General features: G+C 51.7%; 18 protein-coding genes. 8 read left to right on the top strand and 10 right to left on the bottom strand.

Annotated elements, in window-relative coordinates; all coding sequences use genetic code 11:
• The first annotated feature begins 453 nt into the window (after positions 1–453).
• From OXH16_17195 to OXH16_17170, 6 genes are all read left to right on the top strand, one after another.
• Positions 454–1575, top strand: a complete 1122-nt coding sequence (locus OXH16_17195) for a serine hydrolase (GenBank protein ID MCY3683135.1) — start codon at positions 454–456, stop codon at positions 1573–1575.
• 114 nt (positions 1576–1689) lie between these two features.
• Complete coding sequence (locus tag OXH16_17190; protein MCY3683134.1) at positions 1690–2805, top strand: glycosyltransferase; 1116 nt, start codon at positions 1690–1692, stop codon at positions 2803–2805.
• A gap of 187 nt (positions 2806–2992) precedes the next feature.
• Entirely contained in the window at positions 2993–4366 is a 1374-nt protein-coding gene (locus OXH16_17185) for a sulfatase (GenBank protein ID MCY3683133.1), read from the top strand.
• A gap of 91 nt (positions 4367–4457) precedes the next feature.
• Positions 4458–5768: a sulfatase gene (locus tag OXH16_17180; GenBank protein ID MCY3683132.1), complete on the top strand. Its 1311-nt coding sequence runs from the start codon at positions 4458–4460 to the stop codon at positions 5766–5768.
• Between the two features lie 9 nt (positions 5769–5777).
• Positions 5778–6956 (top strand): galactonate dehydratase, encoded by a 1179-nt coding sequence (gene dgoD, locus OXH16_17175; protein ID MCY3683131.1) that lies wholly within the window; start codon positions 5778–5780, stop codon positions 6954–6956.
• 11 nt (positions 6957–6967) lie between these two features.
• Positions 6968–7447 (top strand): flavin reductase family protein, encoded by a 480-nt coding sequence (locus OXH16_17170; protein MCY3683130.1) that lies wholly within the window; start codon positions 6968–6970, stop codon positions 7445–7447.
• Positions 7448–7449: 2 nt separating this feature from the next.
• On the opposite strand, the gene OXH16_17165 is transcribed toward OXH16_17170, so the two are convergent.
• On the bottom strand, positions 7450–9165 hold the full coding sequence (locus OXH16_17165) for an NAD-binding protein (GenBank protein ID MCY3683129.1): 1716 nt from the start codon (positions 9163–9165) through the stop codon (positions 7450–7452).
• A 161-nt stretch (positions 9166–9326) separates the two neighbouring features.
• Between OXH16_17165 and OXH16_17160 the strand changes: the two genes are divergently transcribed.
• Both OXH16_17160 and OXH16_17155 read left to right on the top strand, forming a co-directional pair.
• Entirely contained in the window at positions 9327–10754 is a 1428-nt protein-coding gene (locus OXH16_17160; protein MCY3683128.1) for a sulfatase, read from the top strand.
• Between the two features lie 9 nt (positions 10755–10763).
• Positions 10764–12014 (top strand): hypothetical protein, encoded by a 1251-nt coding sequence (locus OXH16_17155; GenBank protein ID MCY3683127.1) that lies wholly within the window; start codon positions 10764–10766, stop codon positions 12012–12014.
• On the opposite strand, the gene OXH16_17150 is transcribed toward OXH16_17155, so the two are convergent.
• The 9 genes from OXH16_17150 to OXH16_17110 all read right to left on the bottom strand — a co-directional run.
• Entirely contained in the window at positions 12011–13210 is a 1200-nt protein-coding gene (locus OXH16_17150; protein MCY3683126.1) for an aspartate aminotransferase family protein, read from the bottom strand. The genes OXH16_17155 and OXH16_17150 overlap by 4 nt on opposite strands.
• A 23-nt stretch (positions 13211–13233) precedes the next feature.
• A complete protein-coding gene (gene argB, locus OXH16_17145) occupies positions 13234–14124 on the bottom strand; it encodes an acetylglutamate kinase (GenBank protein MCY3683125.1) in 891 nt (296 codons plus the stop codon).
• A complete protein-coding gene (locus tag OXH16_17140) occupies positions 14125–14871 on the bottom strand; it encodes a GNAT family N-acetyltransferase (protein MCY3683124.1) in 747 nt (248 codons plus the stop codon). It abuts the gene before it with no gap.
• Positions 14872–14877: 6 nt separating this feature from the next.
• The gene (locus OXH16_17135; GenBank protein ID MCY3683123.1) at positions 14878–15810 is read right to left on the bottom strand and encodes a hypothetical protein; all 933 of its coding nucleotides are present in this window, start codon (positions 15808–15810) and stop codon (positions 14878–14880) included.
• A 2-nt stretch (positions 15811–15812) separates the two neighbouring features.
• The gene (locus tag OXH16_17130; GenBank protein ID MCY3683122.1) at positions 15813–16301 is read right to left on the bottom strand and encodes an arginine repressor; all 489 of its coding nucleotides are present in this window, start codon (positions 16299–16301) and stop codon (positions 15813–15815) included.
• A 63-nt stretch (positions 16302–16364) separates the two neighbouring features.
• Entirely contained in the window at positions 16365–18704 is a 2340-nt protein-coding gene (locus tag OXH16_17125) for an alpha/beta fold hydrolase (protein MCY3683121.1), read from the bottom strand.
• 50 nt (positions 18705–18754) lie between these two features.
• A complete protein-coding gene (locus tag OXH16_17120) occupies positions 18755–19084 on the bottom strand; it encodes a HigA family addiction module antitoxin (GenBank protein MCY3683120.1) in 330 nt (109 codons plus the stop codon).
• A 206-nt stretch (positions 19085–19290) separates the two neighbouring features.
• The gene (locus OXH16_17115; GenBank protein ID MCY3683119.1) at positions 19291–20034 is read right to left on the bottom strand and encodes a formylglycine-generating enzyme family protein; all 744 of its coding nucleotides are present in this window, start codon (positions 20032–20034) and stop codon (positions 19291–19293) included.
• 139 nt (positions 20035–20173) lie between these two features.
• Positions 20174–20739 (bottom strand): T9SS type A sorting domain-containing protein (locus tag OXH16_17110; protein ID MCY3683118.1); only part of this gene is annotated, 566 nt, incomplete at its 5' end.

Genomic DNA, 20739 nt, shown 5'->3' with positions numbered 1-20739 from the left:
GGATTTTGTGCCTCATCTATCAACGGAGTAAATTTCCAGACATGGTAACTTCGTGCCGAGCGGATTTCTGTTGTTCTCTCCAATGGTACGTATTTCAGACAGTCATAGATTGATATTTCAAAATTACTGTGTTATACTACAAAAGTCAACGCGAGGCCTCAAGAGGATAACGATATGCAACCCAGTGGTGGCGACCCAGATGCGTTTGTCAATGTCACACTGGCAGCTTGGGCGTGCAGCGTATGACAGCGAATCTATTCGATCGGTTTATTCAGTAAGAAAGTGTCCAAGAAGTCAGACTGAGCTTTGCAGCAGACGCTTTAAAAGTATCCAAAAAATGGTGAGGGAACTATAGAAATGGAAATTTTACTAGCAATAATCGCTGCCGTTTTGCTGATACAGAACGCGGTCGACGCTCAAGAACAACGACGCTCGGAAGCCTCGCGCAGCGCCATGTCTGCCGCAACGGATCTACAGTCGCATGGCGTGACGCAAAATCAGATCGAATCGCTGGCCGGAATTATGCGTCAGGCTGTGCAGCAGGGCCAGATTGCGGGGGGATCCTTTCTTGTCGCCCACAAAGGAGAAATCGTCTTTCGAGAGGCGTTTGGATATGCCGATATCGAATCGAAGCGACCATTCACTACGGACGAATTGCTTCCGATCGCATCTATCTCCAAGCCCTTTATGGCAAGCGTGGTAATGGCCCTGGTTGAACAGGGGAAGGTGAACCTGGACGATCCGGTGGAGAAATACCTGCCAGAGTTCAAAGGGGTAAAGGTTGAAGGCAACCAGTCGCCTGCGCGGCCGATGACGATTCGCCACCTGCTATCGCACACCGCAGGCTTTTGGGGGAACCAGGGAATCACTTCCGAAAAGATGGATCTCATCCGCAATTTCGAACGCCCGCTGGCCGAAGCGGTCAATGGCATTGCAGAGTACGATCTCGTCTATGAGCCGGGAACGAAATGGATCTATTCCGGCACTGGATATTGCGTGTTGGGTCGTGTCGCGGAAGTCGCTCTTGATCAGTCGCTCGAGGAGATTGCGCAGGATGCTTTGTTTCGCCCCCTGGGTCTGAATAACACGACCTTTTTGCCCTCTATCGAAGCGCGAAAGACGGTGCCCACGGGGTATCTGAGACAAAAAGGAAAACTACAGAGACAACGTTCCATGGCGGAGATCGAGGATTTCCGCTTCATCCTGTCGGGAGGATCGCTGTTTACCACGTTGGACGATCTGGCGGTGTTTGGTCAGATGCACCTGAACGACGGCGTGTTTGACGGAAAGCGAATCCTTTCCAGGGCATCCATAAGCGAGATGCGGCGACTACAGTCACCTGACAGACCTCGGAGGACCTACGGATTGGGATGGTTCCGGGACGACGTTTCAGAGTCCGGCCTGGCCGATCTCGTTTTTCACGGCGGCGCGTGGGGGGCGCATTTTCGAATTGATCGGAGGCGGGGGTTGGTGTGCGCATTTCTTGTTTATCAGAATGGGGTTCAGGTCCAGGACCTGAAAGATAGGCTTATACAACAAGTCTATGAGATGTTTCCGGCGCCGAAGGGTCGTTGATCGTATCATCCTCAGGAGAAGGATCCCATCGATAAGGCCCTGACTCGCGCGTGCAGCGTATGATGACCAACGTGTTCTATCTCTTTATCAAGTAAGGTCCAAGTGAGGAAATACATGAAACCTGTCGTCGCGCACAGTGCCAACCCCTTCTTACCAGCCACAGCCACCTGGATATACGACCAGATTCGCGCACTGAAGCGGTATCGCCCCATCGTCCTCACACAAACGCGCCAGAATCTGGATCAATTCCCCATAGACCCCGTCTTATCAGCCGAAGATATCTCGCCCATTCGCAGAACAGTTCTGCGCCTCATTCGCAAAATGCGCGGCACGTACGCTGGCTATGAAAACTGGCTTTGCAAACACAACGCCGCCCTCATCCACGCGCATTTTGGACAAGAAGGATACCGATGTCTCTCTGCAAAACAACGAGCGGGCATCCCCCTCATAACCACCTTTTACGGCCTGGACGTATCGGCACTGTCCCGGCAAAAAAAATGGCAAAAACGGTACAAACGACTCTTTGCCAAAGGCGACCTCTTCCTCGTCGAAGGACCCTTCATGGGCGAACAACTCATCGCACTGGGATGCCCGGCCAACCGGATAATCGTACAGCACCTGGGCGTAGATCTCGACAAAATACCCTTCAGAACAGACCACACACCCGAACACCCCATCGTATTGACCTATGCTGTATTTCGAGAAAAAAAGGGATTGAAATACGCAATCCAAGCATTTGCGAAAATAGCAAAAAAATATCCAGATGCCCAACTGCGGATGATCGGCGACGGACCTTTGCGCCTGCAACTACAAGCTGAAATACGAAATCTACACCTTGAAAACCGCGTCAAAATGCTCGGCCTGCTTCCCCATCTTCTCGCACTGGAAGAACTCAAACGCGCAACAACCCTTTTATATCCCAGCGTCACAGCATCAGATGGCGACACCGAAGGCGGTGCCCCTGTCGCGCTAATCGAAGCAATGGCAATGGGCATCCCCATCGTATCGTCCCAACACGCCGACATCCCCGAAGTCGTAATCGACAAAACCTGCGGCCTATTATATCCCGAACGAGACGTAGCGGGCCTCGCTGAAGGATTGGACACCCTCCTCGGTTCCCCCGAGCAATTTGGCCGCGCTGGCCGTGCCCACGTCGAAAAACAGCACAACCTGGAAAGACAAGCCGAAAAATTAGAGGTGATTTATGATCGGGTCCTAAAAAAAACATAAAGAGCGGGACGGCACGGGGGCCGTCCCCTACAACAACACCTTCTGGATCGCGGCTCAACATCACGCCGCGATGACGGGTGGTAGAACGACACACGCGCCCCAACCCCCAAAGTATAATCCTTGACATCCGTGACTATTGACACAATTTATGGCAGTGTGTTCCCGCGCATTTAAAATGGAGACAAAGATGGCTAAACACCCCAACCTCGTATTTGTATTCCCCGATGAATATCGCAAACAGGCCATGGGATTCATGAACGAAGACCCCGTAATAACCCCCAACATCGACAGATTTGCGTCTGAAAGCCTGGTATTAACCGACGCCGTAAGCACCAGACCCGTATGCAGTCCATATCGGGCAATGCTATTCACCGGACAATATCCCCACGCCAATGGCGTACTCAGCAACGTCAACTCCACCACAGTACAATACGAAAACTACCTCCCAGAAAACGCACGGTGCTTCTCAGACGTATTACACGACGCTGGCTACAATCAGGCTTACCTGGGCAAACTACACCTCGATCCGCCCAATGAGCAGTATCAATACACCGAAGGGCCAAGAGGAAATGGCGTCATCTGGGACTCATACACCCCGCCGGGACCGCGCAGACACGGCTATGACTTCTGGTATTCCTACGGCTGTTGCGACTGGCACTTCAACCCCCACTATTGGACCGGCAATGACCCCATTGACAAACGCATCGACCCGAAAGAATGGTCTCCCAAACACGAAACCGACATCGCAATAAACTACATCCGCAACGAAGGTGGCAAATATCGAGATCCCAAAAAACCATTCTCACTCGTCATATCCCACAACCCACCACACATGCCATTCAAACAAGTACCGGAAAAATACGTCGCCCAATACGGCGATGCCACCCATGAAGACCTCTTAACGCGCCCCAACGTCCCCACAGATGAACGCGGCGACAGCGCCCGCGAAAACGCGAAACACTACTTCGCCATGGTAACCGGCGTCGATGAAAACTTTGGACGCATCCTGGACTGTTTGAAAACAGAGGGCCTGGAGAAAAACACCATCGTAGTCTTCACCTCTGACCACGGTGAAATGATGGGCAGCCACGGCCGCATAGGCAAAACCGTACACTACGAAGAATCCTTCACCGTGCCATTTATCATCCGCTGGCCAGAAAAAATCACACCCGGCACAGATAATTTGTTAATCGGCACACCCGACTTGATGCCCACACTGCTCAACCTCATGGGCGTGGGACAGGTCCCCGACAGCGTCCAGGGAACGGATTACTCCGACATCCTGCTCGGCAGAGAAGAAAGCACACGCCCGACCTCTGCACTCTACCTCAACGTAATGCCCGGCGACCCCGCTGGCGGATCGCGCGGCGTGCGCACACACCGACACACCTATGTCGTCACGCGAATGTCCGAAGGCGAAGAAATAATCCTCCACGACAACGTAGCAGACCCCTATCAACTCCAAAACATCGCCAAAGAACATCCCGGCCTTGTATCAGAGCTTGGGGAAGAAATGAACAACTGGTTGGAAAAAACCGGCGACCCATGGTTACGCGAATAGACGAATAGACGAACCCCGCCCTACCACCCAAAGTTGCTACAAACTACGTCGTTGATTCGTTGATTCGTTGATTCGCTGAAAGGAGCAATAAATGGCAAACACCCCCAATCTCCTCGTCATCCACACCGACGAACAAAGCTGCTGGACATTGAGCGCGTATGGCGGAACACTCGTCGAAACACCCCACATCGATTCCCTCGCAAAAGAAGGCGCGATCTTGACCAACTTCATGGTCAACGTCGCTGTATGCACCCCATCGCGAGGCGTATTCCTCACCGGGCGCTACGAACATGTACACGGCGCATATCGCAACAACATCCCCCTCAACCGCGATGAAATCACATTTGCACAAGCACTAAAAGATCGTGGATACGACACTGGCTACGCGGGCAAATGGCACCTGGACGGACCCCCGCGTCCCGGCTGGGTACACCCCGAACGCACAATGGGCTTTGACGACGCCGAATACATGTTCAATCGCGGACACTGGAAAAAAATCGAAGATACCGACATGGGCGATGTGCAGCCCACAGTGTTTAACTACAAAACCATGGGCGACGAAAAAACCTATCCAACGGACTGGCTAACCGAAAAAACCAACGAATTTATGACGCGAGATCGAGAAAACCCATTTTGTTTCATGCTCAGCATACCCGATCCCCATCCCCCATTCACCGTCCGCCCACCGTACGACACCATGTACGATCCCGCAGAAATGCCATTGCCCGACACGCGCAATGAAGAAAACCAGCCCAGTTGGGTACCCAACAGACAGGCTCCAAAAGACGAAATCCTGCGCAAACACATGGCCCAATACTGCGGCATGGTCAAAGTCATCGACGACTGCGTGGGCAGAATGCTCGATGCGCTAAGCGAAAAAGGGATCTTAGACAACACAATTATAGTCTTCACCTCTGACCACGGCGAATACCTCGGCGAACACGGATTAATGGGCAAAAATCAACTCTACGAAACGGCTTATCGCGTACCCATGTTAATCCGCTGGCCCGAGAAGATCCCGGCTGGCACGCGAATAGATCATCTGGTCGGCTCCGTCGATTTTATGCCCACCATCCTGACCCTCATGGGATATGAACCCTGCGGTCGCGAACAAGGACGGGATGCATCCGCACTCTTGCGCGGCGAAGAAACCGAATGGGACGACATCTGTTATATCCACCACGACGCCAACAGGGCTGGCGTATTCACCCCCAATTACGAACTCGCCTATGTGAAAGACCACGACGCCATCCTCTTTGATCGCCAAAACGATTCCGACCAGGTGAACAACCTGTTTAACGCCCCCGAGCATCGGGAAATGATCGCAACCATGACCGCCGACCTCGCCGCACATCACGCATCGATCAACTCGCCATCAGCAGAATGGTTGCAATCGCTGTAGGGAACACAAATGAAAATCACAGGCATAGAAACCCTGGTATGTCATGCACGCATGCGAAATTGGATCTTTGTAAAAATCCTCACCGATCAAGACGGCCTGTGGGGTTGGGGCGAAGCCACATTGGAGTGGCACACGCGATCCGTCATCGGCGCAATAGAAGACCTGTCAACCCTATTGATCGGCGAAGATCCCCGGCGCATTGAACACCTGTGGCAAATGATGTATCGCCAGCACTTCTGGCACGGCAATGGCATTGTGCGCGCCACGGCAATCAGCGGCATAGACATCGCGCTGTGGGATATTCTGGGCAAAATACACGGCGTCCCGTGCTTTGAACTCTGGGGAGGACCCGTGCGCGATTACATCCGCACCTATTGCCATCTGGGCGGGGGAAAAATGGAAGTGTTCTACGAAACCCACCCAAAAGATGCAAAGCGATTTGGCGAACTGGCTCTGCAAGCAGTAGAAGACGGATTTACAGCATTCAAATCCATGGCCGTACCGCCCACCATGTCCATCGAAGGACTAACGCCCATCCATTATGCCGAAGCCTGTGTAAGCGCGATGCGCGAATCCGCAGGACCCGAAATAGACATCATGGTTGACTGCCACGCACGCCCGTCGCCGCGCATGGGCATTCGATTTGCCCGCGCGCTTGAACCCTATGGTCTCTACTTCTTTGAAGAACCCTGCTGGCCGGAAACCATGGCGGATATCGCGGCGGTCCAAAACGCCGTCAGCACACCCATCGCAACCGGCGAACGCCTCGTCTCTCAACATCACTTTCGAGAAGTGTTTGAACTGCGCGCATGCAGCGTAATCCAGCCCGATATAACCCACTGCGGCGGATTCAGCGAAGCCCGGCGCATAGCCGCAATGGCTGAAAACTATCGCATTGCAATCGCACCGCACAACCCCCAGGGACCGGTAAGCACAGCGGCTTCCCTCGCCTTTGGTTTTGCCACGCCATCCTACATCATCTGTGAGGCAGTACACGCCGATGTCCCCTGGCGTTATGATGTCGTCTCCGAAAGTTATACAATCGAAAAAAACGGTCGCACAGTGAAACCGTGGCACACCCCCGGACTCGGAATAGAAATTGACGAATCCGAAGTCGCAAAGCATCCATTTGAACAGGAAATATTACAGCGGGTATTTTATCCCGACGGCAGCATCGGCGATTGGTAAAAGGAGGACCTATGGCATTTGATTCACGGCTGCAACGAGATATAATGGGGAGGTTTGCAACAGGAGTCACCGTCGTTACCACGCGATACAAAAACGGCGACATAACCGGCATGACAGCCAATGCCGTCATGTCATTGTCGCTAGACCCACCGCTCGTTGTGGTATCAGTCGATAAATCGGCGACCATGCACAGCGCCTTATCGGACGGACAGGGTTATGCAATCAACATCCTCACCCGAGAACAGGAACATCTATCCAATCGCTTTGCCATGCCGGGACCAAAGGACTTTTCCGACCTGACATTGCGCGAAAGCAAAACAGGGGCGCCGATTCTGGAAGGGACACTGGGATATCTCGACTGCAAGATAGTGAACATCTTGCCGGCAGGCGATCACGACATGTTTGTAGGAGAAATACTGGCGGGAGAACTGGGAGAGGGGAACCCGTTGCTCTATTATGGAGGGAAGTATCGAAGTCTGGCAGAAGAATAAGCTCAGGTATGAACATACATATCCAAAAACTGCTTTTCCCCTACTGAACTGCCAATAAGGAGAATCTCCGCTGCTCCTGGTAGCGGTTCATTGGGATCGGGATTGAGCTGCATTTCGTGGTTATCATTAAGGGCGATAACCGTACATCCCGTATTCCTGCGAATAGCTGAATTTGCAATTGTCTTTCCAACAAGAGAAGAGGGCATTTTCATTCTAAACACACTGATATCCTCACTAAACACGCTCAGGCTCTCTGCCACCATCAGGGTATCACTGCGTTTTAAGAAATTGAAAATCGCGTCCGCACCCATCGAAGCATAAGACATGACAAAATCCGCGCCCGCGCGGTGCAGAGTCGCAATATTTCTCTCCTGCGTAACGCGGCTGATAATCTGAATTTCCGGATTTAATCGCCGGCAATAAACCGTGAGATAAACATTGATATCATCGTCGTGCGTCGTAATAATAACCGTCAACGCATCCAGAATCTCGGCTCTTTTCAAAACTTCAAAATCCGCGGCATTTCCCACAATACAATTGTCGAGCCTCTGAGCCTGATTAGCATCTTTCTCCACAATCCGATAATCGATACCCTGTTCCGCAAGCGTGCGCGCAGCCTCCATGCCAACACCGCCGCCCCCAATGATGACAACGGGAGCATTTGAAACTTTGTAAATACAGAACAACTCGTTAAATCTATCCAATTGACTCTGCGTCCCCGTCATCACCAGCACAGTGTGGGGACCAATACGGGTATCGGGCAATGCCGGTTGAAAAATACCGCGTTCCCAAACGCCGACCGCCGTCAGACCCAGTTCCCTACGCAGACCAATCTCCTCAAGAGTTTGGCCCACAAGGGGTGTATGGGCAGCCGTGGTCTCGGCAATAAACAAATCGTCGTACTGACCAATCACATGCGCTGCGGTCTCCCCGCTCTGGGTGCGCCGAGCAAGAGATGCACCGAGCATTTTTTCGAGTTGAAGCACATGGTCGCATCCCGCTAATTCGAGAATATCCACGGAATCGGGGTCATCCACCTTGGCGATAATCGGCACCGTGGGATTGAGATCGCGCACAGTAAATGCTATATGGGTATTAATCGGGTCGGTATCTGTTGTCGCAACAAGAGCCGCTTGTTCAATCTGCATTTTTTTGTACGTTTCAGGATTGTCCAGATCCCCAACCACAACATTGACACCCTGATCGTAAAGTTGCTGTGCATGCGCTAAATCTGGCGTAATGAGATAGTAGGAATATTGGTAGCGATCCAGCTTGTTGATAAGCGCTTGTGCAATGGGGTCATAGTTGGTCAACAAAATATGGTCTCGCGTACTGCGGGGCAACTGACGCGGCGCGCGGGCTTCGGATTGGGCTTGAATCCACGGCGCGTAAAAAAACTGAATAAAAGTAAACGGCAGAACAATAAGCAAAAAAACCATACCAGTCAGCAAAACAATCATAGAGAATAAACGCCCCAAATCTCCCTGGAAGGTAATATCTCCAAAACCCAATGTTGACATAACCGTAAGCGTCCAATAAAAACCTGTAAACCAGCTAAACTCCTGGCCCTCTCTAAGCATGATGAAATAAAAAAGAACGCTAAAAATTGTAACAATCACAGAAACGGCCAGCAGCAATTTGAACAGCACACCGAGATTTCGCCGAGTTGTGCGCTTTCCCAATAAAAAGGCGAATTGTGGGGCAAGACCTTTGATCATATCGGTTATTCCAAAAAAAGGGGCTGGGGACTGACCGCTGGGCGAGGCATGCCTCGCCCCTACATCCACACCAACCACTAACCACTAACTAATTGTTTTTCAAAGATAGGCTATCGCAACAGTTGTGTCAATTTGGTTCTCAAAAAAGAAAGGAACCCGAAATGTCATCCAGATACAACATCCTGCTCATAATCTCAGAAGACAATGGGCAACATATCGGCTGTTATGGCGACCCTTATGCACAAACGCCCCACATAGACAAACTCGCCTCTGAAGGCGTGCGATTTGAAAACATGTATGCGACACAGGCCGTGTGCAGCCCTGGCCGGGCGAGTATCCTGACCGGATTATATCCACACCAGAATGGTCAGTTCGGATTGGCTACTCATAAGTATGCATTGTACGATGAATTTCCCAACATGCCCCGCCTGTTAAAAAACGAAGGCTACAGAACCGGGCTAATCGGCAAATTGCACATCAATCCCGAAGACGCCTTTCCCTACGACCTGCGGTGGAACCCGAAAGAATTTATCAGCTTTGCCAACCGCGACGTACGCAAAATGGCCGAAGTAGCAGGTGAATTTATGAAACCATCGGACGAGCCGTTCTTTCTACAAATCAGTTTTCCCGACGCACACCTGCCATTCCACCGCCAACAATTTGGGGTACCAGAACAACCACAGGAGGGCAAAGACGTCGAAACGCTCCCATTTGTCGGCATTGACACTCCCCGTCTCAGGGAGGAAACCGCAGACTATTACAACTGCATGTCCAGATTGGACACCGGCATAGGACTGGTCTTAGAACAACTGAACGCCCAGGGAAAAGCCGAAAACACACTCGTGATCTTTACCACCGATCACGGCGCCCAGTTTTCACGGGGAAAGACATCGATCTACGAAGGCGGATTGCGCATACCGCTAATCGTGCGATACCCCGGCATCGGCCTTAAAGGTCACACACGCGACGAATTGGTATCACAAATCGACATCTTGCCAACTATAACAGACATTTTGGGAATAGCATCCCCCGCTGTGGCAGGCGCATCCTTTGCCCCCCTATTAAAAGGACAAAAAACTGAATGGCGCACCCATCTATACGCCGAGTGGGGAAGCGGTGGCGTCGTCACGTATTTCCCACAGCGCTGCGTGCGAGACAGCCGATACAAACTCATCGCCAATCTCCTCCAGGACCGCCCAAGCCCGAGCGCACAGGGATATTCGGACAGAAATCAAAAATGGACATCCGGCGCAACACAAGAGGAAATTGCCAGCGCAGATAAGCGCATTCGGGCAGCTTATGAAGTCTATGAACAACCGCCCAAATACGAACTCTACGATCTGCAAAACGACCCATGGGAATTTGAAAACCTATCCGATAATCCGGCATACCGCGACATATTGCAGGCATTAAAAAATCGCCTTGAGACCTGGCAAAAAGAAACCAATGACGCCCTGAGACATCCTGAAAACCTGCATCGCCTCACTCAAAAACACGACGAAATTCAGGAAAGGTACTACGCGGAAAGCGTATGGGGAAGTTCTCGGGATTACGAGTGGGATTACACCGAATACCTCTATGAATGTTAAGGAGAAAACATGGCAAAAACACACCTGACCATTGAAGGCGAAAAATTTCTAATAAACGAGAAGGTGACGTATTCAGAAATCGATGGAACGAGACCCAGCGTCCAGGGCCTGCTCATGAATGCCCGATTTATCCAGGGCATTTTTGACGACGCGATGGAACCCGACCGCTTTGCGCGGTGGGGCCACAGCGAATGGGATCCCATGGTCAACACCGAACGTCTCATCGCCGCACTACCCGAATGGTACCGCTATGGACTGCGCGCATTCACAACCGGATTCCAGGGCGGAGGTCCGTGTTTCACAGTGCAAAATCACACCATCCAGAACAACCCCTTTGGCGAAGACGGCCTGAACCTCGACGCCGACTACGCCGAACGAATGGACAAACTGATCCGAGGCGCAGATGCAATTGGAATGATCGTCATCGTCAGCTTCTTTTACGGCTCGCAAACCCGCTGGTTAAAAGATGAAAAAGCCATCCGCAACGCCGTAACAACCGCCTCGCGTTTTGTAAAAGAATATCCCAACGTCATCATCGAAGTCGCAAACGAGATGAATATTGGATCTTTTGCAAACCATCCCATCATACAAGAACCCGAAGGAATGGTAACACTATTGAATCTCGCGCAAAAAGAATCGGGCGGCTTGCCCTGTGGGTGCAGTGGCGGGGGTGGATATCGCAACCGGGAAGTCGCCGAAGCCAGCGACGTCATACTCATACACGGAAACGGCTGCACGCGGCAGCGATATCACAACATGATACGAGAAGTGCAAAACTGGAACCTGGACCGCCCCATCGTGTGCAACGAAGATTCCCAGGCCATAGGACAACTCCAGGTCGCCTATAAAACGCAAACCTCGTGGGGATATTACAACAACATGACCAAACAGGAACCGCCCGCCGACTGGGAAATCACCACTGGAGAAGACACCTTTTTTGCACACCGGATGGCAGAAGGCATAGGAATCGCCACAGACCCGATTGACGACCCGTACTACCTCCAGGGTCTGGAATCCAATTGGGAATATCAGGGCCAGCGCTGGCTTCGACTGGCCAGCTTATACCCCGAAACAATCAGCTATGTCGATTTTTATCGGAATGGCAAATACTACGACACCGCGTATGACGAACCCTTTTCCCTGCACTTTCAGACCAACTGGCGGCAAGGTGGCATAGACGTACGAGAAGATGACCGGGAATGGAAAGCCGTTATCCACTGCGGTGACGGTCAGGTAATCGAAAAAACGGTTCAATGTTAATCGCTCAAAAACTCATCCAGCGCATTCACCGCCTCGTCAATATGTTCTTTCTCAATCACCAGCGGCGGCAAAAAGCGCACCACATCTGGCCCTGCGACACATACTAAAATATCGTTATTTTCCCGAATCGCATTCATCGCATCTGCCGCTGGTATCTCTTTCAGCACGGCGCCCGCGATCAACCCGCTACCGCGAATCTCCGTCACCTTATCCGCGTGTTTGTCTTTCAGTGCATTCAGCTTCCCAAACAGATACGCACTCTTCTCTTCTATACCCGCAATAAATGCGGGATCCGACAGCGTTCTAAACACCTCAATCGCCACCGCACACGACACGGGATGCGCCCCAAAAGTCGCGGCGTGATCCCCCGGCTCCACGGCATCGGCCACATCCTGCGTCACAAGCGTCGCCCCAATCGGCAAACCACCAGCCAAGGGTTTCGCAAGCGTCATAATATCTGGCGCCACGCCGTACTGCTCATAGCAAAACAGCGAACCAGCCCGCCCCAAACCGCACTGAATCTCATCGAAAATCAACAACATCTTCATCTCATCGCACAGGGCGCGCACACCCTCCAAAAAACCCGGATCTGCCGAATGAATACCCCCTTCTGCCTGTAGCGGCTCCAACAGCACAGCCACTGTCTGACCATCTGCCAGCTTTTCTACCGACTCCAGATCGTTCAAATCGGCAAATTCAATACCCGGCAGCATCGGTCCAAAACCCTGGTGATATTTGGGCTGACCCGTGGCAGAAATCCCCCCATAGGTTCGTCCGTGAAAAGAATTATTCATCGCAATAATTTTATTCTTCGGCGCATCTTCGAAATTCTTATACCCCCACTTGCGCGCAAACTTCAGCGCAGCCTCGATGGACTCCGTTCCGCTATTGCAGAAAAACACGCGATCGGCAAACGAATGCTCGCACAGCAACTGCGCCAACTGAGGCGCCGGAATCGTGTGATACAAATTTGAAACATGGATCAACTTGCCCAACTGCGCGTTGGCAGCCTCTTGAATCGTCGAATTATTATATCCCAGAGCATTGACAGACAGGCCACTTACAAAATCGAGATAGTGCTTGCCGTCCGTATCCACAATATGGACCCCATCGCCCTTTTCCAGCACAAACTCGGGCCGTCCATAGGTCTGCAAGATGTACTTCTGTTCTAAGTCAATAACTTCTCGAGTCGTCATGCTAAATCCTTATGGTTAAAAATTTACTGCACAATTTGCGTTCCAATACCCTCGCGGGTAAAAATCTCCAGCAAAAGCGCGTGCGGAACACTGCCATCAATAATATGCGTCTTGTGAACACCGCCCTTCACAGAACGTTCACACGCGCGCAACTTGGGAATCATCCCCCCGCTGGCAATACCTCTCTCAATCAGCATCTCCACATCATTGACATGCAATGTTGAAATCTGGGAATCCGGATCATCTGGAAACCGTCGGATACCATTCACATCCGTCAAAAACACCAGCTTCTCCGCCTGCAGTGCTCGCGCAATCTCGCCAGCTGCCGTATCGGCATTCACATTATAACTCTCGCCCTCTGGTCCCAATCCAACAGGCGAAATAACGGGAATCATGCCTTCTTCACAGGCCAGACGGACGGGTTCGGGATCAATTCGGGCGACATCGCCAACATAGCCGATATCGACCCTCTTGGTCTCCCCATCTTCCTCCTCTACCGTCGCAAAATGCTTTGTCACATACATCACGCCAGCGTCTTTTGCCGACATACTGCGCGCCCGTCCATCGAGTATCTCCAAACCATCGACAATGCGCCGGTTCACCTCGCCAAACAACGTATCTTCCACCACCTGCATCGACGCCTTATCGGTCACCCGCAAGCCATTGACCCATTCCGATTCAATACCCGACTCCTCCAGACGCCTGCTAATATCCTTCCCCCCTCCGTGAACAACCACGGGACGCATACCCACAGTCTCCATAAACACCAGATCGGCCATGATCGTGGGGGAACCGCCCTCTTCGGGCTGTGTGCTACCGCCGTATTTCACCACAATAATTTTGTCGCGAAACTCGCGAATATACGGAAATGCCTCAATTAAAATCGCAGCCTTTTCAATAATCTTGTAATCCATTTAACTCTCCAACGTGCGATACCAGTAGCGATAAACCTCGCAAAATCCCATAGATTCATATATATGACGCGCGGGTGAGTTATCTTCCTCAACTTGCAAATAAGCCATATTTGCGCCCGCCTTGCGAACGCGTTCCAAAAGCGTCCAGGTCAACAAACGACCGAATCCGCGATTGCGTTTCTCTACATCAGTCACCAGACCAAACAAACCCGCCATTTTACCCTCGTGAATGGCGAATCCACCTGCAACTGGCGCATTGCCGTCCATCAACAAAACAAACCGCGCGGGCACAGCCAGATTGTCGAGAATATTCTTAAAAGCACCAATCTCATAATCCGACAGATCTTTCAATTGTGCATAAATATCAAACCACGCCTTTTCTGGTCGCGCCCACACTTTGACCGATCCAGTCTCGGGAATCACGACTTGATAAAGATCCAGGGATGCTACAACTGTCATCGCTTCAAACGCATAACCCCGCGCAGCAAGCATTGCATCGAGTTGAGGCGGCTGATTTAATGGCGTCATCTTAAACACAGGACGCAAACCACGCGCGCGATATAGACCCTCGCACACCGCGATTTTTGTTTCGGAATCGGCGTGACCCGGGTAAATTGGACTGACCGAATTTGCCCGGCGCGTATATCCATTAGCCAATCGAATTACCCACCCATCGCAGAGCACTTGCTGCATTGGCGGGCAAGCGTTTAAGCATCTTTCTTCTATATCTCGGATCACATCGATCATGCGGGCTCACCCCGTCTCAATCCCATAAAGACGCGGCAGAGCCTGCATCAAATTCATATTTTCCACAGCCTGGGTCGCTGCGCCTTTTTGCAAATTGTCTTCCAGAGCATTGATATAAGCAAAACCGTCATCAACGCCCAACTTGATAATCAGTTTATGCGTATCCACCACATCGCGCGTACCCCACCAATGCGCGTCGGAATCTTCAACCACCTGCACCAGATCGTCAGCGCCATAAGCACCTGAAATCGCCTCGCGCAACTGCGCAGCGGCATCTTCATTCGCCAGCGTCTTCAACTCATCAGCCAATTCAACTCGAATATTTGCATTAATACCCGCAAAGACCGACCGCAGCACAACAGGCGTAAAATTCACTTCAAAACCCGAATACAAAACCATTTCGGGCACGTGTTTGTGTCGCTTGCCATAGCTATACGCAATCTCATTTGACACATCCTCCACCTCAGCTCGCGCACCCGAATTACCCGAAGTCGCCACAATCGTCGCTTCCCCCTGCACGAGAGATTTGAGAGGATACAAAGACAAAATAACACTCGTGGGATAACACCCCGGATTGCCCACCAGACGCGCCACAGCAATCTCTTTGGCAAACAAAGCCGGCATGCCGTAAACCGCCTCTTTGAGCAACTCCGGCGCCGTATGCACCAGACCATAACCCCTTTCAAACGCCTCTCTCGGCAACCGAAAAGCACCGCTCATATCGATCACCTTCACACCTGCGGCCAGTGCCTCGGGTGCAAACTTCATCGACTCGGGATCCTTCGTCGCCAAAAATACCACATCGCAATCGGTCAAATTGCCTTCCCGACGCCTCGAATTTTGTCGAAACGCGATATCTGCCCGATCGTGGTGTTTCAACACCTTTTGGATCTCCTGTCCTACCATCCCCGTATCGCCGTAAATGCCTATTTTGATCACCGTCAGGTCCTTCCTGTATTCCCTATCTGCCCCTGAATATCGCGCTCGAGATTCATCCGCGCTTCGGGAGACCGACACAAAATAAAAATCGTATTCTCACCAGCAAGAGTACCCACAACCTCGGGCCACGACATCTGATCAATGGACTCACAAACCCCCTGCGCGTGCCCCGTTATCGTCTTGACAACCAGCGTATGATCAACACCATCCACACCCACGACAAAATCCTGCAATTCGCGCCGAAGCAAATTTTCGCCCTGTAAAACCAGCCGATCTGTCCCGATAAACGCACCGGGAACCTGATAGCGAAACCCCCCTTCGCCATCGGGCACTTTAACCACGCCCAACTCCTTAATATCTTTGGACAACGTCGATTGCGTAGTCGAAATCCCAACATCCATCAACGCGGTGCTGAGTTCCTCTTGCCGAGCAATAGGCTGATGTGCAATCAGCTCTAAAATTTTTTGCTGGCGTTCTTGTTTCGCGCTCATAGGACTATAAAAATACGTGAAAACTCGTCCAAGTCAAGAATAAAAATTCAAAAAAATGAATTTTTATTCCCTTTTCGCGTACTTATCCAACCACTCTGACATCTCCCACAAAACGTGCATAACCGACTCTCGCGCCCGATAGCCGTGGCTCTCATGCGGCAACATCACCAATCGACAAACAGCGCCGTGCCCCTTGAGCGCATTGTAAAATCGCTCGCTCTGCATGGGAAACGTACCCGAATTATTATCTACCTCACCGTGAACAAGCAGCAAAGGCGCACTAATTTTGGGAACATGATAAAAAGGAGACATCGCCCCATAAACATCTGCTGCCTGCCAGAACGTGCGCTCTTCTGCCTGAAAACCAAAAGGCGTCAACGTGCGATTATACGCGCCACTGCGCGCAATACCACAGCAAAACAAATCGGTATGCGCCAGCAAATTCGCCGTCATAAACCCACCGTAAGAATGCCCCCCCACCGCCACTTTTTTGGGATCCGCCACGCCAAGACGCACCAGCTCATCAACCGCAGCCCTTGCACTATCGGCAAGCTGCTCGACATACGTATCATTCGCCTCGCGATCTCCCTCCCCCACAATCGGCATCGCCGGACCGTCCAGCACAGCATAACCACGCGCCAAAAAAGGCAATGCCCCGTGTGAACTGATACGCACAAAACGAAAAGGAGAATCCTTCACCTGACCCGCGGCATCTGCACTCTTAAATTCGCGGGGATAAGCCCACATCAGCACAGGCAACGGACCATCGCCTCTTTTATATCCAGGCGGCAAATACAACGTCCCATTCAACTGCACCCCATCTTTGCGCTGGTACTGAATCAACGACTTCTCCACCGCCTTCAACTGCGGCATCGGATGAACAAAATGCGTGAGCTGCCGCATATCATTGCGCTGCAAATCTCGCACATAATAATTGGTCGGCTCATCGACACTCTCCCGGCTCATCAACACCGTATTGGCATCTACCATCGTCGTTGGCCGCTCGTAAAACGGCGCCTGAGAATGCATGAGGCGTTCCGCCTGACCCGTCTCCAGATCATAGCGATCCAAAAACGGGCGATCGCCTTTGGGCGACGCCCCATCACCTGCAAAAAACAGATGGCGTTGCGACGCATCCGTCATCAACACAGACCGACCATTGGGCAACCGCGTAAACATGGGCACGCCCGGCGCGCCATAGCGATCTTCCCACGACCGATCAAACAACACCTGCGGTTCAAAATCCGAATCATCCGGACGAATGCGCCACGTACGCACGCGCCGCGTCTTCCACCAGCGCTCTGAAACCAACGCGAGATCACCCGTCCCCCACGAACACCCACCATAGCGCATCGCCAGCGACATAAGCGCGCGCCCATCACCCTCATAAGGCGCGTCGAGCGCATAGACAACATCGCGCACCGCCACATCCACCTCGGGATCGCCGCCATCCTGTGCCACAACCCACGTCACAGTCGCAGGCGCGTCTGCGCGCCAGCCAAACGAACGCGCACCTTCGATCACGGCATCATAAGCAATCGGAACAGACTCGGCCAATGGCAAATCCACCAGTTCGCGCACCTCGCGCCCGTCCATATCCCAAATCGCCACCTTTGTCGGAAAACGATACGAAGGCACCAGATACGAAAACGGTCGGTGATAAGTCAACACCATCACATAGCGACCATCTGGCGACGGATCTGCGCGACAGATCAGCCCGGGCGACCCCAGGGGTCTCACATCGCCATTCAGGCGCACAAGTGCAACCTGCGAAGTAGCATAATATTCAAATAGCAACTCATCGTGTGCATTCTTCAACAAATCTTGATACGTGCGCGATGGTGCTGCCCGTTCCTCCACATTTTCCTGAATCACCGGACCTTTGGGCACGCGGGGCACCTCGGGGGGCTCACCCCGACCATTACACACCGCGCGCACCAACAGCCCCGAACTATCCGGCAACCAGACCATAGCCCCGCCAAACACCTGATTCAATTTCACATCGCCAACCGGATGCGCCCTGCCCGTCTCCGCATTCCCGACCCATAGATCAATCCCATTATTCCCCGTCACCGAAAAAGCAAAATACTGCCCATCCGGCGCCCAATACGCCCGCCCAATTCTCGCCTCCTTCGGCAACCCAGTCACAGGCATCTCGCGACCATCGGCAACCCACTTGAGCGTCAGCCCATTGTAAAACCCCACGCGACTTTGCCCATTGACATCCGGATCCAGGCGCAAACCCGCCAGCCGCAACTCGGACTGAGACACCTCTTCAATAGACGGTGCGCCCGGACGGTGCATCAACAGCAGCACTGTCCTCGTCGGATCAATACTAAACGAAGGTGTCAAAGGCGCGTCAACAATCGCGGCGAGTTCATCCGGCGGCATCTCATAAGACATGATTTTTTATCCTTTTTAGTTTGAATTGACCAAACCACGTAGTAATTGCTTTAGCCCTGGGAGTGTGTCAAATTCACAGGGCTTATTTCTGCAAGTTCGTCTTTCAAAGATTGCTCTACACGCCACAAATCACAAGCTTGTTGCAGGCGCAACCAGAGTCCAGGACCGTTGCCGACGAGTTTTCCTATTCTAAGTGCCATTTCTGTTGTAATTGGATGCGTACAGGCCAGAACGCGATGCAATTGTTGACGCGAAACACCAAGTCGTCGAGCAGCTTCGCTAACCGATAACGCAAGCAATGGCAATACATCTTCGCGCAGAATCTCACCCGGATGAACAGGGGCGCGCTTCAACGGACGTTTGACAGAATATTCAGCCATTGTCACCTCAATGATATTGCTCAAGATTGACCCTGAGTGCATCACCATCTTGCCATTGTGACCGTGTTCAAAAAGCTCGACAAGACCTTTATGCTTAAAGCTTATGATCATTTATAGAAATGTAACATACTTTGTTACACTTTCAACAATTATTAATACCTTTCGCGTCGGCTTAAGTTTTAATGATTGTTCAATCAATACCTTTTTCAAGGCTGCGAGACTTTTGGCCCTTCTCGCAATATTCGCACGCCCAGTTGTGGACTGCGCGAGGCAGTAGCGGCAGGGACAAACCCTATAGAGCTTGCGTCCCCCGCTGACGTATCATAACTGCCGCCTTTTATATAACGTATTGGATTTATTCGAGACCCTCGTCCACTCTGTGTCCACTCCCACACATTGCCATATATATCATAAAATCCCCAGGGATTGGGCAATTTAGTACCCACGATTTGCGCGCTATCCACGTTCTTGCCCCACCAGGCGTAGTAACTCAGAGAATCAGAGCTACTGCCAAAGAACCAGGTGGTTGCTGTGCCTGCTCGACTGGCATATTCCCATTCCATTGAGGTTGGTAACCGGTATATGCCGTCATTTTGAAGGGCTGTCAGCTTGTTCGCGAAATCTCGTGCATCAACCCAGGAAATATTGTAGGCAGGATAAACCGGTTCCGTGAAGCCAGTGCCCTCTCTTTGGGGCCAATGTGAGGTGTGCATCACTTGCTCCCACTGTTGCTGCGTGAGTTCATATTTCCCAAGGTAATAGCCTTCGCCAAGTGTGCCTGGTTCAACCCATATAAAAGCCATTCTTACCCCACCCGGCAGGTCAATGATCAGGTCACTTGTCCTCGGTTTGGAGATGGGTTCTGGCTCTGGTTCTATTTCTGGACCAGTACTTTTATTCCCACAACTCAGGATGCAAAACGCAAGCAGAATATACCAAAAGCACCTCATGGCAACCTCCGCTATTTAGCGGCTTGTCACATCGGTTTTCAATCCATTGACCAAGCCGCTAAATACGCTCCTCAGGTCTTCTATCCACAACATTCATAGCGTGAGATGTCCTTATAAGGACGACTCAAACGCGGCAGATTTACTTCAAGATCAACATCTTGCGCGTGTTCGTAAATTTACCTGCGGTGATCTGGTAAAAATAGACCCCGCTGGACACCGAACGCCCGAAGTCGTCCTTACTGTTCCACACCACGCGATAGCGGCCTGCGGGTTGGAACGCATTGACCAGCGTGCGAATCTCCTGACCCAACACATTGTAGATCACAAGTTTGACCTGTTCACTTTGGGGTAGAGCATAGGAGATAATGGTTTCTGGATTGAAGGGATTTGGCGCATTCTGAGATAACGAAAATACCAGAGGCGTATCTTCTGTTTTCAAGACAGTGGGTTTTGTGCTACTCTCACCACCACTGGACACAGACGTATATTCCGTAGTCCCACCATATCTCCCCATGTTGATCGTTGAATTATCAGCTTCTGTCATGCTCGGATCACCCGCGTTGATTAAAGGTGAACTTGCCTGCAGGTGATAATCGTTCTCTTCGGATGTATCGGATGCATGCGCGACAAATTTTGGATCAACAGAAACGTTGCCCGTACTCCCAACGGTCGGCATGGCGGTATATACACCCTGAAAATCAGCCT

Source organism: Gemmatimonadota bacterium (assembly GCA_026705765.1).
Taxonomy (GTDB): Bacteria; Latescibacterota; UBA2968; order UBA2968; family UBA2968; genus VXRD01.
The sequence above is the reverse complement of the archived record's forward strand: the minus strand, read 5'-3'. Positions and strand labels throughout refer to the sequence as shown.

Coding starts and splice junctions, on each gene's coding strand:
- OXH16_17125 (MCY3683121.1), bottom strand. CDS start 18,704: ATGTCTTATGAGATGCCGCCGGATGAACTCGCCGCGATTGTTGACGCG.
- OXH16_17190 (MCY3683134.1), top strand. CDS start 1,690: ATGAAACCTGTCGTCGCGCACAGTGCCAACCCCTTCTTACCAGCCACA.
- OXH16_17185 (MCY3683133.1), top strand. CDS start 2,993: ATGGCTAAACACCCCAACCTCGTATTTGTATTCCCCGATGAATATCGC.
- OXH16_17140 (MCY3683124.1), bottom strand. CDS start 14,871: ATGATCGATGTGATCCGAGATATAGAAGAAAGATGCTTAAACGCTTGC.
- OXH16_17150 (MCY3683126.1), bottom strand. CDS start 13,210: ATGACGACTCGAGAAGTTATTGACTTAGAACAGAAGTACATCTTGCAG.
- OXH16_17180 (MCY3683132.1), top strand. CDS start 4,458: ATGGCAAACACCCCCAATCTCCTCGTCATCCACACCGACGAACAAAGC.
- OXH16_17130 (MCY3683122.1), bottom strand. CDS start 16,301: ATGAGCGCGAAACAAGAACGCCAGCAAAAAATTTTAGAGCTGATTGCA.
- OXH16_17115 (MCY3683119.1), bottom strand. CDS start 20,034: ATGAGGTGCTTTTGGTATATTCTGCTTGCGTTTTGCATCCTGAGTTGT.
- argB (MCY3683125.1), bottom strand. CDS start 14,124: ATGGATTACAAGATTATTGAAAAGGCTGCGATTTTAATTGAGGCATTT.
- OXH16_17155 (MCY3683127.1), top strand. CDS start 10,764: ATGGCAAAAACACACCTGACCATTGAAGGCGAAAAATTTCTAATAAAC.
- dgoD (MCY3683131.1), top strand. CDS start 5,778: ATGAAAATCACAGGCATAGAAACCCTGGTATGTCATGCACGCATGCGA.
- OXH16_17170 (MCY3683130.1), top strand. CDS start 6,968: ATGGCATTTGATTCACGGCTGCAACGAGATATAATGGGGAGGTTTGCA.
- OXH16_17160 (MCY3683128.1), top strand. CDS start 9,327: ATGTCATCCAGATACAACATCCTGCTCATAATCTCAGAAGACAATGGG.
- OXH16_17195 (MCY3683135.1), top strand. CDS start 454: ATGTCTGCCGCAACGGATCTACAGTCGCATGGCGTGACGCAAAATCAG.
- OXH16_17165 (MCY3683129.1), bottom strand. CDS start 9,165: ATGATCAAAGGTCTTGCCCCACAATTCGCCTTTTTATTGGGAAAGCGC.
- OXH16_17120 (MCY3683120.1), bottom strand. CDS start 19,084: ATGGCTGAATATTCTGTCAAACGTCCGTTGAAGCGCGCCCCTGTTCAT.